Origin of the sequence: Leminorella grimontii (assembly GCF_039789245.1) — a bacterium.
GTDB classification, from domain to species: domain Bacteria; phylum Pseudomonadota; class Gammaproteobacteria; order Enterobacterales; family Enterobacteriaceae; genus Leminorella; species Leminorella grimontii.
The window spans coordinates 3,503,029-3,517,269 of sequence record NZ_CP146357.1 but is presented as its reverse complement, the minus strand read 5'-3'; the positions used below and the strand labels follow the sequence as shown (position 1 = coordinate 3,517,269).

The following is a 14,241-nucleotide window of genomic DNA, read 5'->3' as shown; positions in this document are numbered from 1 at the left end:
GTTTAACAGCTATCAAATCGGTGTACTATAAAAACGCTTCATTTCTCCCCCTCTCATAATGTGACGAATCCCATCCTCTGATTACGTTTTTTCGTGCGCTCGATAATCGTTCGCATGAAAAAGACATCCCAAATCGCCGTCGCGGCATGTTCATTTGAAATCAGCACCACCGGGAACCGGATCCAGTTGTTCCCGGCGGGCAACTTCCGATCCGTCGATAGACGGCCGGAAGATTGCGCCCATTGGGTTATGACCGAAGCCGTTGCGAAACGGATCATCGCGAAGCTTTCCGCCCGCAAAAACAAAATCGTCATTGATTACGAACATCAAACCCTCTTTACCCAGCAAAACGGCAAAGATGCGCCGGCCGCCGGTTGGTGGCATGGCTCAAAAGTCGTTTGGGAGGATGCCGGCCTTTTCGTTGATGACGTCGAATGGACGCCCCGCGCTGCCGAGCTTATCCGCAACAAAGAATACCTCTATATCTCCCCGGTTTTCTCTTATACCCCAAAAACCGGGGAAATTCTGGACGTCTATCACGCAGCCCTGACCAACGATCCCGGCCTGGACGGCATGAAAGAAGTCACCACCGCAGCCAGCCGCCTGGCGCTGGCGTCACAACTACCCCCACGGGAGAACCCAATGAACGAAGAACTACTGGCGCTGCTGCGAAAGCTGCTGGGGTTGGCGGAGGACGCCACCGAGGCGGACATTCTGGCCGCACTGCAAGAAGCCGCCGCAAAAATGCCGACACCGGAGGGCGAGAGCGCAAGCGCCAGCCTGACGCGCGTCTTAACCCTTCTTACCGATAAAGATAAGGAAATTACCGCTTTGAAAACTGCCGCATTAGCCGCGCAGCAAAAAGGCAACGGTGATCCGGATCCGGCCAAGTTCGTGCCGATCGGCGTCGTGACGGACATGCAAAAGCAAATGGCCGCGCTCACCAGCCGTTTGGATTCCGGCGAGCTGGAAACGCTGGTTAAGGGGGCGTTAGACGATGGCCGCCTGTTGCCCTCAATGGAAGCCTGGGCGCGTGAACTGGGTGGAAAAGATATTGCGGCGCTTCGTTCGTTTGTGACCGCAGCGGCCCCGATTGCGGCGCTGACCGGCAGCCAAACCGAAGGCAAGCCCCCCGCAGGAGATAAACACGGCTTAACGCAAGTTGAGCTACAGGTGGCGGCACTCACCGGGGTTACTCCGGAAGAATTCGCAGCAACAAAGAAGAGCCTTTACGGAGACGCTAAATAATGATTATCACCCCAGATACGCTTAAAGCGCTGTCGGTCACATTTAATAAATCGTTCCAAGACGGCATTAAACTGGCTGATTCAACCTACAAGGACGTGGCAATGGTTGTGCCGTCGTCTGCGGCGTCTAACGTCTACGGCTGGCTGGGCCAGTTCCCGCAGATGAAAGCATGGAACGGCGGTTCCAGGACGCTACGTGATATGGCGTCACACGGCTATACCATCGATAACCTGAAATACGAATCGACGGTTTCTGTAGATCGCGTGGCTATCGAAGACGACAACATCGGATTATATGGCCCCATTTTCCAGATGCAGGGCAAAGAGTCCGAGGTTTACCCGAACCGACACGTTTTCGGGTTGTTGAAAGTCGGTGAAAGCCAATTGTGTTACGACGGTCAAAACTTTTTTGACACCGATCACCCTGTCTACCCCAACGTAGATGGCACCGGCACGCCTACGGCGGTGAGTAACTATTTTGCCGGCACAAGTACGGCCTGGTATCTGATGGATACTACACAACCCTTGAAACCGTTCATTTTTCAAGAACGCACCAAGCCGCAAATCACGAACAAACTCAGCGATCAAACCTCCGATAAGGTCTTTATGGACGACGTATTCCTGTACGGGATCCGCGCCCGTTCGGCGGTGGGTTTCGGTTTGTGGCAAATGTGCGTTAAGTCAACTAAACCGCTGACGCCGGAGAACTACCAGGAAGCCTATCAGGCACTACGCGCTATGAAGGCTGACGGCGGCGATCCGTTGAACATTAATCCGGCATTACTGGTTGTTCCGTCTACCCTGGTGCCGGCGGCTAAAACCATCGTGGAAAAACAGTTCCTGGCCGGCGGTGAAGATAACCCTAACTACGGGTTAAGCAAGATCCTGGACTGCGCCTGGTTGAACTAAATCGACGTAATCAACGGCGTGGCGCAGGTCACGCCGTCAACTTGATAAATGGAGAGCCTCCAACATGGCAAAAGAAACAACCCCCACCGCCGACACGTCCGCGACTACAGCTGAAGGAACAACGGCCACCGTTACCACGCCAGCGACTACTGCTGAAGGGGCAACGACCACCGAAGCCCCAAAGAAACCGACTGAACCAGTTTATCTCGTTCGCGCTGTCGGCCTGCCGCGTCGTATGCGCGGCGGGATGATGTTTTCCGCTGAAGGTGAACGCGTCCGCAAATCCCAGTTCAGCAAAGCGCAATGGAAAGCCATCAACGACGACGATCACCTGAAGGTTAAGGTCGTCGACGATAACGCCGCCGACGACCAGGAACAGGACGACGAATAATGGGCTATTGCACGCAAGACGATTTGATCGAGGCGTTTGGTGAGAAGGAGATCAGGCAACTCTCCGACCGAGCCAGCCCGCCGACCGGCCAAATTGATAGCGCTGTAGTTAACAACGCTATTAGCGACGCCGATTCAGAGATCAACATGTATCTGGAGGGGCGCGGGCTGCTGCCGTTAAAAAGCGTTCCTGAAGTTCTGCGTCGGATTGCGTGCGATTTAGCCCGTTTTTATCTCTACCAGAACCCCAAAGACGATTCCCCTGTGGCGAAAACCTACGGCCGCCGAGTGAAACAGCTCGAAGGCGTTGCTGCCGGGCGGTTGTCTTTGGGCCTGGACTCGGCCGGCGAAGTGATGGAGCCGGAGGACACGGTGATGTTTAGCTCTGGGCGAAACATGTTTAAGCGAGATACGGGATTATGGTGACCGATTACCTTTTCAGCGAACCGCTAATCATCAAGCGTCTACGCGAAACCCTCCCCGATTTGAGGGAAATCACCGGCGCGGCGGGCCTGGCGCAAATTCAGGAAGAGAACATCCCCGCCCCGGCGGCGTATGTGCTCTATCTGGGCGACTCTATCAGCGCGACCCCCGCCGCAACCGGCGGCATTCAGGCGCGCCAACAGTTCGTCACCCAGCTCTGGGCCGTCGTCGTGGTTGTGTATTACGCCGATGGGCGCGGCATGGGTGAGGAAATCAACAGCGAGGCCGGCCCGTATCTGTCACGCGTGATAGAGGCGTTAAGCGGCTGGAAACCGGAGATCGGGAGCTGCCCCCCTGTAAGACGCCACCCGCAGCAGTTACCGGCCCAGTATGAGGACGGCTACGGCTTTTTCCCATTAGTGTTTCAAGTGCAGATCCCGGCATCCCTGGGGGGCTACAAGTGAAAATTACGTTAATCAAACCACATACGCACGCCGGGCAACCTTACCAGCCCGGCGCCGAATTGGACGTTGACGACCTGACCGGCCGCTGGCTGAAAGACCAGCAGATCGGCAAACCGTCGAAGACCAAAACCCAACCGGCGAAAGCCGACAACAACGAGGATCCGCAATGAGTCAGGAAACGTATTACTACGGCCAGGGCAAAGTCTATCTGGCCCTACGCAATGAACAGGGCCAGCCGCTGGCCTGGCGCTGGGTGGGCGATGTGGATTCTCTGTCCGTCGCGCTGTCCGTCGAAAACTTCGACCACAAAGAGAGCTACACCGGCCAACGTTCGGCCGTTCGACGCATCAATACCGGCAAAGACGGCACCGTCAACTCCACCTGGTACGAGTATTCACCGGAAAACCTGGCGACGCTGCTTTACGGGGAACAAGTCGCCGACGCGTCGGGCTCAGTTACCGGCGAAGCACTGCCGCTCAATATCAAAGCGGGCGATCGCTACTCCCTGCAACACCAACAGGTCAGCGCGGTAGTGATTGGGTCGCTGGTCGAGGGCACCGATTACACGGTCGATCCGGAATTCGGCGCTATTGAGTTTTTAACCGCCCAAGCCGGGCCGACAACGGTTAACTACTCACACGGCAGTTCTATCAACAGCACTATGTTTACGCAGCCGGTTAAAGAGCTGGCGATGCGTTACGAGGGCATGAACCTGGCCGAAGATAACGCCAAAATCATCGTTGAGCTGTACAAAATCCAGTTTGACCCAGTTGCGGCGCTCAACCTCATTAACACCGATACCTCCCTCTCTGGTCTGGAAACCACCGCCGGGGTATTGATGGACACCCAGCGCCCGTCAGATAGCGCGCTGGGCCGTTACGGGCGAATTATCCACGTCGGGAGCGCCGCGTAAATGGATGACTCCTTGAATACGATGTTTCCTGAACGCCACGCCGAGATCAACGGCGTGGCCGTCCAGATCCACGAATACACGCTGGCGGAGCAGTTACGGCACCGCCAGCCGTTAAAAGCCATCACCGACGCATTCGCACAACTCCTGACGGCTCAGACGCCGCAAAGCGCTATCTCGCTTGATGCGCTCTACGACGTTCTGGCAACGCTCGAAAATGAAGTTATAGAAGCGGTCGCGATCGCGTGCAGTCAGAAGAAGGAATGGGTAGCGGCATTAAGCGGCCCAGACAGCGAAACGCTTCTACTCCTTTGGTGGGGGGTTAACGCTGATTTTTTTACCCGCAGCGCCCTGCGGCCCGCACTGGAAAACATGGCGCGCCAGGCAATGGCAAGCCGCCAGAATGGGGAGCCGTCTTTCAATGCCTTATCGACCACGGGCACCGATTCGACGACCTGAAGAACTACACCGCGCGCCAGGTCATCCTCTTTTATGACCAGGCGCAACAACGGGAATTAGAGGCGCGATTGCATTGGACGCTCGACAACCGAGCCGGCCAGGCAGATGGCAAATCATTTAAAGGGTATCTAGAGGCATTTAAAAAGGCGTTAAGCCGCCGTTAAAGCCTCTTAAAAGGTAACAAGACATGGCAAGCGGCAACGGCAACATTGAACTACAGCTACGGATCCAGGCTGATTTAAAAGGCGCACAGCAAGCCCTTAAAGGCTTGCAGAATACGCTAGCCGGGGCGAGTTCCAGTAGTAAGACGCTGGGCCAGTCTGGCAACGTGGCCGCCGCCGGTCTTGATCACCTCCAAAACTCCGCCAACGCGGCAACAAGAAGCCTTAACAAAACCGATCAGAGCGTCGATAAAATTGGCGCATCACTAACGCGATTAAAAACGATAGCCGGCGCAGTCACCGGCCTAACGTTGGGCGCTGGCCTAGCTAAAAGCCTGGCGGGCGTCTCTGATGAATACACCAGCCTAGCCGCCCGGATCCGCCTTGTATCGACGACCAACGAACAGGCCGCAACAACCTTTAAATCGGTTACTCAACTGGCAAGCGACACCGGCCAGCAAATCGCCTCTACTGCTGAACTTTATACCCGCCTGGCGCGGTCGTTGAAAGGCAGCGGCGCGTCTCAGTCTGAACTATTGCGCGTCACCGAAACCATTAACAAAGCGGCCGTTGTATCTGGCGCAACGGCGCAGGAATCTAGTGCTGCGATCATTCAACTTTCCCAGGGCTTGGCGTCCGGTACGTTGCGCGGTGAGGAGTTCAACTCGGTATCTGAACAGATGCCCCGCATCATGGAAATGCTGCAAACGTCGCTAGGTAAGACTCGCGGCGAACTGCGCAAGCTGGCCGAGGACGGGAAGCTCACCACGGAAGTAGTATTTAGGGCGCTGAAGGAAGGCGCGGCGGACATTGACAAAGAATTCGCACAAATGCCGCTCACAATCGGCCGTGCCGTGACTGAAATGTCTAACGCCTGGGTGGATTTCGTGGGCGGCACTAACGACGCGTTAGGCGCATCAAAAGCCGTTGCGGCGGTGATTTCCGGGCTTGCCAATAACCTGTCTGGCCTGATGGCTGCCGCGACCGGCGTTGCCGTTATGATGGCCGGGCGCAAGGTTGCCGCGCTGGCCTCCGCTGCAATCGCCTCCCGTAAGCTGACGGCGGAAACACAACAGCTCGCCGCCGCAGAACTGGCCGAAGCAAAAGCCGCCGTGACGGCCACGCAGGCTGAAATGGCCCGCGCCCGCGTGGGTGGCGTGTTAAATCCCGTCGCCCAGGCGAAAGCAGAAGATGCCCTAACGGCTGCGTTACTCCGCCAAGCCGCCGCCGAAAAGGCGCTAGGAGCGTCGAAAAAAAGCCGGTCGATGATATCGTCGTTAGGATCCGGCGCGATGGGCCTCTTTGGCGGCCCGGCAGGACTCGCGATCACCGGCGTTACGATGGCCGTTACCGCTTTGGGGGCTGCTTATGCAGCGGTTCGCGAACGGGAAGCCGCGCTGGAGCAACAGCACCGCCAAACCATCCAGACATTAGAAGACCAGCGCAAAAAAACGCTGGAACTGGTCGACGCGCACGGCAAGTTAAGCGGCGCGGTGTCAACGTCCGACGCGCTGACCCAACAGAAAGGCAATACCAGCGTTTTAGAGCAGGATTCTAAAAAGCTCCAGGAGCTACAAGAACAGGCCGCCACGCTAAAGCAGCAAATCGATCACCTTTTTGAAAGTCCGGCAGAATCCGGACTTATGATCATGCTTGCCGAAAGCAAGCTTGAGAAAGTCAACAAGCAAATCGAAGAGTTAACGCCCAAATTTGAATCACTGACCGCCGCTCAGGGCATTTTATCCAATGGGTTAGACCAACGTTTGGCCCGTGCGTTGGAAACCGTCAATAAAGAAGGTAAAACGTTAAGCCAAACGCTGGATGAGATGTTCGAAAACGGCCCCGTAAAGGGGACGAACTGGAGCACAGAACTGGCGCGGGCGGTCGGTGCAAACGAAGCGACGGTGGAGGCATTAACGGGGCAAGCGGACAAGTTAAAGACCAAATTGGAGAAAGAACTGGCCGATGCGACCTACACGGCCGCCGAACAGTTAGCCATTTTACGCGATAACGTGATAGCCGCAGCGGTCGCCGCCGGCCAGGCTCCGGACGATATTGACAAACTCCGCGCCAGCATGGAATCGCTGATCAACCTGCAAAAGCAGGTTGACGCCGCCAAAGACAACAGGAAGCGCGCCAACGCAGCCGCCAGCGCCGCCAAGTCGGCGGCCAATGCTAACGAAAATTACGTAAAAAGCCTGGAAAAACAGGCGGCGCTCTTGGGTAAAAACCAGGCACAGGTTCGGGCCTATGAGCTGGCCGAAAAAGGTTTAACTGGAGCCCTAAAGGCCCGCGCTGAAGCTGCGATGTTAGTTATCCAGACGGAAGAACAAAAGCAGCAGGCCGACGCCAACGCAACGCGCAATATTCAGCTCCAAATCGACTATTTAAGAGAGCTGGGCGACGTTGAAGGATCCGGGCTGTTGGAAGTCCGGTCGCAAATGGCCGAGCTGCGAAAAGAGTTTGAGAAAACAGGAAATACCGAGGGCTTAAACTGGATTGATAAGCTGTTACCGCTCCAGGAAACCAAAGTCCGCGTCGATGCCATAAAGAAAGAAATCGATGACCTGTCAACGTATCGCAGCCAGCGAGAAACCAGCATACAAGCCCAGGTTCAGGGTGGGTTGTTGTCTGAAATGGAAGGCCGCCGGCAACTGGTAGATCTTCACACCGAGGTCGGCCAGAAAATCGAAGAGTATTTACCCCAGTTACGCGAAATGGCCGACTTACCCGGCCAAGCGGGAGAAAATACCCGCGAGCTGATAGCAAGCCTTGAGTCCGAAATGATGCGCCTGAAGGACACCTCCGACAGCCTGACCAGCGCATTTACAAACGGCCTTCAAAACGGCATTGAGAGCAGTTTAAACGGCTTGGCCGACGGGACAGACAACTTAAGCGACGCGCTCCTGAATCTAGCTAAATCCGTTGTTAGCTCAATGGCCCAGATGGCATCCCGCAACCTGGGCGAGATGGCAATGCAGGGCTTAAGCTCGGTCGGTGGTCAATTATCAAGCCTATTCGGTATGGGTTCAGCGGCCGCGCCGGCAGCAGCTACGGCGGCCACCACCGCAACAACAACGGCGACAAACGTTGCCGGGGATACGGCCTCCGCGACCGCCGGCGCGGCAACTTACGCCACGGCGATCACTACGGCCTCAACCACCGGGGCCACAGCGATGGGAACGTCATTAACGGCGGGCTCTACAGCCTTTACTACGGCGTTTACTACCGCCATGACAACCGGCGTGACGGCGTTAACCACCGCGTTAACTACGGCGTTTACTGCCGGCGCGGCAACGCTGTCAACCGCGATCGCGTCCGCAACTGCTGGCAGCGGTGCGGCGTCAGGCGCTGCGTCAGCCGTATCAGTTGCAGCCGCAACGGGCGGCCACATTACCGGCCCCGGAACATCGACGTCCGACAGTATCCCGGCATGGTTATCCAATGGTGAATTCGTCATGAAAACCAGAGCGGTACAGCGTTACGGCGTGGGTTTTATGCACGCGTTGAACAACGGCCAGTTACCCAAGTTCGCCAGCGGTGGTCTGGTATCGTCACCCACACCACAAAGCTATTCACGCGTTAACGAAAGCCCGGAGAAGTTAAAAGCCATCGCGCCCGGAGATAGCCAGGCACAAGCGCCGGTTATACAACAAACGTTAGTGTTAGACAGTGCGGAAGCCTTCAGCGCTGGGATTAATACCGTCGGCGGCAAACGTAGCATGATGACGTTTATCCGGGCGAACGCTCAGACGCTACGCCAGGAACTGGGGATCAAGTCATGACGGCCCATCTTCCTTGGTTAGCGGCTCCAGATTGGGCCGACGGCATCACTGAGACGTTGGAATGGAAAACCGACATTCTCCAATCACAAAGCGGCGCGGAGCAGCGTATCGCCCGCCGTTTGTCCCCGCGCCGCCTATTTGAATTTAGCTATGTGGCCGCCAGCCAAGAGCGCGCCACGTTTGAAAACGCATTAGCGCGTGCCGGCGCGATGCGGTGGCTTATGCCCATATGGCAGGATATCGCCTGGTTAAATGCGCCGCTGCCGGTTGGCGCGTCGTTTATTCCACTCGCCACCAACGGCCGCGATTACCAGGCCGGAACGTCCGTTCTATTACAGTCTACGCAGTCCTGGCTTGCGGAGTATGAAGTCGCCACCGTTGCGGCCGTCAGCGATGCGGGCCTAACGTTAACGGCTCCGCTAGCGCGAGCCTGGGCGACAGGAACGGCGATTTATCCGCTCTATGCCGCCGAACTGACCGACCCGCCAACCATCGCCCGTCGTTCCAGCTCAGTTATCCGCGCTCAAGTGCGCTTTCGCCTGGTCGGTGGTCATGACTCCCCGGAGCAAGCCCCCGGCACAATGTACCGAGGGCACCCCGTTCTGGAGCATGACGCCGAGTGGATAGACGATTTAAGCGCGGAGTATTCGCGCATGTTGTTAGAACTGGACAACAGCACCGGGATCCCGTTTAGAACCGATACCGCGCAACAGGCGTTTATTGTACTGCAGCATACCTGGGTTGCCGCCGGGCGTGGAACGCAGGGACAGTTACGGGCCTTATTCTATTATTTACGCGGTTGTCAGCGTCCCCTCTGGATGCAGGGGCCAGCCTCCGACCTTGAGCCCGTGAGCGATGCGAACGGCAACCACCTGGACGTACAGTTTACCGGCCTCAGCACTTACGGACTGACTTCAGGCCGCCGAGATATTGCCATTACTTTGACGGACGGCTCCCGCGTATACCGTCGCATAATCAACGTTAGCCGGCTTTCTAATGACGTTGAACGCTTAAGCCTGGATGGATCCGCCCTCCATATTCCTTTATCACAAATCACTAACCTGTCGTTTATGGGGCTGTTTCGTTTGAACGCTGACGCCGTGCAATGGGAACACCTAACGGACGCCGACGGCGTGGCGACAGTATCCGCCCAATTTAGGAGCCTGCGCGATGAGCTGGAATGAGTTCGAAATGTCTGTCGCTAACGGTCGTCCGGTTGAGTTCTACGAGTTTAGCCGCGATGACACGCGATTTTACCGCTACACCAACGCCGACAGGGATATGGCATTTAACGGCTACACCTGGGAGGCGGCCGCAATCCAGTGTCCAGGCGTGACCGTCGGCACCAGTGACGGGCTGGAAATTACCGTGCCGGCAACCAACCCCGTCGCGTTGATGTTTCGCGGGGCTCCACCGTCTAGTTCTGTACGCCTGCGCGTTTTTCGCAATCAGGCGGACGACACCAGCGGCGATTACCGGATCGTCTGGGTGGGAACGGTCACGGAAGCAAAACGGGAAGCGACCGATCGTGTGAAGCTGATAACCAACAGTATCGCCAGTACCTTTACGCGTAACGGCTTACGGCTCACTTGGGGGCGAAACTGCCCCTATTCGCTGTACGACCACAACTGCCGGGTTGATAAAACCAAATTTGCCGCTACGAGCCTGACCGTTTTAGCCCTGGACGGTGCCAGCTTGACGATCGCACTTCCTGGCTCGCTTCCGGACGGCTGGTTTTCAGGCGGCTTCATCGAATGGACGGTTGACGGCCTCACAGAACGGCGCGGCCTGAAGGGACAGAACGGCAACACGATCGGCATCTTTGGCGGCACTGCCGGCTTTAGCGTTGGTCAGGTGGTCACGCTTTATCCGGGCTGCGATCGCATTATTAACACCTGTTCAAGCAAGTTTAACAACCATTTGAACTACGGCGGACAACCCCAGATGCCGGGCGTGTCGCCGTTCGGAATTATCAAACTTTTTTAAGGAGATCGCCATGTGGTGGGCTGTTGCCAAATTCGTTGCCGTTCTTGTCGCGTCTTATGTCTTAAATCAGGCATTAACGCCCAGGAATAAAAATACCACGCCAGAAGCGGCGACCGAGGACGACTGGCAATTACCACAGCCGGAAGAAGGTACGCCGCAATGCATCTTTTTTGGCGACTGCTGGACAGAGGATTGGTTTGTTTTGGCGTTCGGTAACTATCGCTATTCAGCGATTAAGAAGTAAGGGGGAGCCATGAAAATTACGATGGAACACATACGAAACGGCGGCGGGTGCGCCTGGGGATTACGTAACTTTTTTGCCCGGTACAACCTGGATCTGGACGCGTTCCTGCGCGATGGCTTCATCGATTCCGAAACGTTAGAGGCCACCGGCGACGAGCTGGCCCTACGCGTCATTAGGAAGGCGCAAGAAACCGAGGGCGGCGAATAATGGGCGGCAGTAAGGGAAGTAAAAAAGTCACGGTAGGCTATCGCTATTATTGGGACATTCAATCTGGCTTAGGCCGTGGCCCGGTTAATGAAATCGTGGCGATCAGTGCAGATAAGAAATGCGTATTTGCAGGCACAGAAGGCCAGATAAGCGCCAGCACATATATTTATATCAACAAGCCGAACCTATTCGGCGGTGAGGATACCGGCGGCGAAGGCGGGATCAAGGGCGTGTTAGAAGTTGCAATGGGTGACGCAGACCAACAACCATCCCCCAGTTTAAACAGCATTATGTCGGGCCTCATTCCCGGTTTCCGTGGCCTGGTGACAACGTTTTTTAGTGGCCTGGTAAGTTGCTACAGCGCCGCCCCTAAGCCGTGGTCGTTTCGCGTTCGGCGCTCAACCAGGGGCTGGGACAACGGCCCGGCCTGGTATCCGGAGAAAGCCATGATAAAACTGTCTAATCCTGACGCTACGCTTGAGAACGACAGTGACTTAACCGACGCCCAGCGGGCTAACCTGCGCAGTATCCACGCCATGAACCCGGCGCATATTTTGATTGAGTGCGCCACAAATCGCGACTGGGGGCGCGGCCTGTCGTATGACGATATCAACATAGCCAGTTACGTTAAAGCCGCTGATACGCTCTATAACGAGGGATTTGGGCTGTGTTTTCGGTATAACCGCCAGGACAGCCTGGACACGTTCATACAGCAGGTTTTAGACCATATCAGCGCGGCGCAGTATGCCGATCTCAATACGGGTAAGTTAAACTTGGTCTTAATCCGGGCGGACTATAACCCTAATGATTTACCGTTATTTACTCTAGATAACGGCATTATCGAAGTGCAAGACGACGATAACACCAGCACGGACAACGCCGTTAATGAGGTGGTCATCACCTATCACGATCCGGTCACGCATACCGACGGCGAGGCCCGCGCCCAGAATCTGGGTTCGATAACGTCCGTAGGATTAATTAGTAGCGCCATCGAATATAAAGCACTACCAACGTATGACCTGGCCGCCCGCGTCGCACAACGGGAGTTAGAGGTTGGCGCGTCCGGGATAGCCCGCCTGGTTATCAAGTTCGATCGCAGGGGGAGCGAATTAGCGCCGGCGTCCTGTTTCCGCGTAAGTCTTCCCGATCGCAATATCGATAACATGGTGTTACGCGTTGGCAAAATCGAAGAAGGCGACGACGGGGCGCTAACAATAACGGCCGTGCAAGACGTTTTCGGGATGCCGGCGACGGTATGGAGCAGCGGACAGCAGGACAGTATCTGGGTACCTTCTGACGCAACCGCCCGCCCGGTAGAACTAAGCCGAGCGATTGAGCAACCCTATATTTCCCTGGCAGCGTATTTGACGCCGGCAGAGCTTAACGCCGTATTACCCAGTAGCTGTTATCTCGGCGTTCTGGCCGCTGCGCCGTCGTCGGCATCCATTAACTATCAGCTCTACACCCACGCCGAGGGCGCGGACTGGGCTAATCATGGGAACGGTGACTGGCTGTTGTCTGCCGAATTAGACAGAGCAGCCGGCAACCTGGACACCGTATTTTATCTAAAAGAGCTGATAGCGGCCCCGCCGGTCGGGCTGTCAGCGTTCATTAACGATGAGCTAGTCAGGATAGACGGCGTCGACCTGGTCGCGCGCACGTTAACCGTTGGGCGTGGCTGTGGCGATTCACTCCCCGCCGCCCACGCAAAAGGAAGCGTGCTGTGGCTTATCACCGACATGGAGTCCGATCGCGTTGAATACGTAGCAGGTGAAACCGTCGAAGCCAAGCTATTAACCCAGACAAGCGGCGAAGTGTTGCCGTTCACATCGGCGCCGGTTCTCTCTCATACAATGGCCCAACGCCAGGCGCGCCCGTATCCGCCGAGTAACATAAAGGTTAATGGGGTAAGTTGGCCGGCGAGCATTGCTGAAGCGTCAACGTATAGCGTTACCTGGTCATATCGCGATCGCGTACTACAAGCCGATCAACTCATTGATTGCCTGGCGGGGAACATAGGCCCAGAACTGGGGACAATCTACCGCCTGGAAATCGTCAGAAAAGACACTGCCGCCGTGGTCTGGTCGGCTGAAACTACGCTAAACGCATTCACTGTCCCCTATACAGCCTCATCAAGCGGCCAGGCGCACATTCTCAGGATAGGAAGCCGTCGCGATGGCCTGGCATCGTTTTATCACTACACCGCCGAATTGCCGCGCGGATATGAGGGGGCATGATGTCCGGTAATAACTACTATTACGGCCAGGGCCGCGTGTATCTCTCCCCCTGTATTAACGGCGTGGCGAATGCCTGGCGATGGGTGGGCGACGTCGGGGAATTAACGGTAGAGCTAACCCACGAAACCCAATATCAAAAGCAGTCAATAAACGGTCGTATCGGGAATATTGATAACCATATCGTTAGCCAGGAAGGTGTCATGAAGGCGGTATGGTTCGACCGTTCGCCGGCTAACCTGGCGTTATTACTGTATGGAAAAAACGTTGTCCGTTCAGCCCGTGCAATATCAGAAACACTACGACCAGGCGTTAAGGCTGGCGGCCGCTATACGTTGGAATATTCCAGCGTCTGGGATGTTTCTATTTCGGGTTTAACTGCCGGCACGGATTACACCGTTGACGAACGGTGGGGAGCCATTGAGTTTTTAAAAACTCCTATCGTTCAGCCGGTCACGGTGAAGTACAAACATGCAGGAAATACCAGCATACCGCTACTAAATGAACCTCCGCATAAGGTGGCGTTACGTTATGAAGGCGTAAATCTGGCCGAGAACGAAGCGCCGGTACTCGTTGAACTCTTCAGGCTCCAGTTCGATCCCGTGGGTGTTATTGACCTTATCAATAATGATTCGGCCCTGTCAGGGCTAGAAGTTCAAGCCGATGTATTGCTGGACATATCACGATCGCCTCATGACGTATTCGGCCAGTATGGCCGCTACGTTATCTGCCCGGTTATGGACAGTTCCAGCGGGACATTGACTATTACTACCACGACCGCCGGTTACGGCGGCGAAATTACCACTATATACCCCAAGTAAG

At 55.9% G+C, this 14,241-nt stretch carries 15 protein-coding genes; all 15 read left to right on the top strand.

Annotated elements, in window-relative coordinates:
- Positions 1–114: 114 nt before the first annotated feature.
- The 15 genes from V8L73_RS16275 to V8L73_RS16205 all read left to right on the top strand — a co-directional run bounded on the left by V8L73_RS16275 (position 115) and on the right by V8L73_RS16205 (position 14,240).
- Positions 115–1,248, top strand: coding sequence for a phage protease (locus tag V8L73_RS16275; RefSeq protein ID WP_347253461.1), 1,134 nt, complete (start codon positions 115–117; stop codon positions 1,246–1,248).
- Entirely contained in the window at positions 1,248–2,156 is a 909-nt protein-coding gene (locus V8L73_RS16270) for a Mu-like prophage major head subunit gpT family protein (RefSeq protein ID WP_347253460.1), read from the top strand. Before V8L73_RS16275 ends, V8L73_RS16270 begins: the two co-directional genes overlap by 1 nt.
- Before the next feature lie 64 nt (positions 2,157–2,220).
- Positions 2,221–2,547: a hypothetical protein gene (locus tag V8L73_RS16265; protein WP_347253459.1), complete on the top strand. Its 327-nt coding sequence runs from the start codon at positions 2,221–2,223 to the stop codon at positions 2,545–2,547.
- On the top strand, positions 2,547–2,972 hold the full coding sequence (locus tag V8L73_RS16260; protein WP_347253458.1) for a DUF1320 domain-containing protein: 426 nt from the start codon (positions 2,547–2,549) through the stop codon (positions 2,970–2,972). The genes V8L73_RS16265 and V8L73_RS16260 overlap by 1 nt, the downstream gene beginning before the upstream one ends.
- Positions 2,966–3,433: a phage tail terminator protein gene (locus tag V8L73_RS16255; RefSeq protein WP_347253457.1), complete on the top strand. Its 468-nt coding sequence runs from the start codon at positions 2,966–2,968 to the stop codon at positions 3,431–3,433. The genes V8L73_RS16260 and V8L73_RS16255 overlap by 7 nt, the downstream gene beginning before the upstream one ends.
- Positions 3,430–3,603: a DUF7210 family protein gene (locus V8L73_RS16250; RefSeq protein WP_347253456.1), complete on the top strand. Its 174-nt coding sequence runs from the start codon at positions 3,430–3,432 to the stop codon at positions 3,601–3,603. The genes V8L73_RS16255 and V8L73_RS16250 overlap by 4 nt, the downstream gene beginning before the upstream one ends.
- Positions 3,600–4,346, top strand: a complete 747-nt coding sequence (locus tag V8L73_RS16245; protein ID WP_347253455.1) for a hypothetical protein — start codon at positions 3,600–3,602, stop codon at positions 4,344–4,346. The genes V8L73_RS16250 and V8L73_RS16245 overlap by 4 nt, the downstream gene beginning before the upstream one ends.
- Complete coding sequence (locus V8L73_RS16240; protein ID WP_347253454.1) at positions 4,347–4,802, top strand: DUF6631 family protein; 456 nt, start codon at positions 4,347–4,349, stop codon at positions 4,800–4,802.
- A 187-nt stretch (positions 4,803–4,989) separates the two neighbouring features.
- On the top strand, positions 4,990–8,748 hold the full coding sequence (locus tag V8L73_RS16235) for a tape measure protein (protein ID WP_347253453.1): 3,759 nt from the start codon (positions 4,990–4,992) through the stop codon (positions 8,746–8,748).
- Complete coding sequence (locus V8L73_RS16230; protein ID WP_347253452.1) at positions 8,745–9,932, top strand: hypothetical protein; 1,188 nt, start codon at positions 8,745–8,747, stop codon at positions 9,930–9,932. Before V8L73_RS16235 ends, V8L73_RS16230 begins: the two co-directional genes overlap by 4 nt.
- Positions 9,919–10,734: a phage BR0599 family protein gene (locus tag V8L73_RS16225; protein ID WP_347253451.1), complete on the top strand. Its 816-nt coding sequence runs from the start codon at positions 9,919–9,921 to the stop codon at positions 10,732–10,734. The genes V8L73_RS16230 and V8L73_RS16225 overlap by 14 nt, the downstream gene beginning before the upstream one ends.
- Positions 10,735–10,744: 10 nt before the next feature.
- Complete coding sequence (locus V8L73_RS16220) at positions 10,745–10,978, top strand: hypothetical protein (RefSeq protein WP_347253450.1); 234 nt, start codon at positions 10,745–10,747, stop codon at positions 10,976–10,978.
- A gap of 9 nt (positions 10,979–10,987) precedes the next feature.
- Positions 10,988–11,185 (top strand): hypothetical protein, encoded by a 198-nt coding sequence (locus tag V8L73_RS16215; protein ID WP_347253449.1) that lies wholly within the window; start codon positions 10,988–10,990, stop codon positions 11,183–11,185.
- Positions 11,185–13,422 carry a hypothetical protein gene (locus V8L73_RS16210; RefSeq protein ID WP_347253448.1) on the top strand — a complete coding sequence of 746 codons (2,238 nt, stop codon included), beginning with the start codon at positions 11,185–11,187 and terminating at the stop codon, positions 13,420–13,422. Before V8L73_RS16215 ends, V8L73_RS16210 begins: the two co-directional genes overlap by 1 nt.
- Positions 13,422–14,240, top strand: coding sequence for a hypothetical protein (locus tag V8L73_RS16205; RefSeq protein ID WP_347253447.1), 819 nt, complete (start codon positions 13,422–13,424; stop codon positions 14,238–14,240). The genes V8L73_RS16210 and V8L73_RS16205 overlap by 1 nt, the downstream gene beginning before the upstream one ends.
- Position 14,241: the final 1 nt, after the last annotated feature.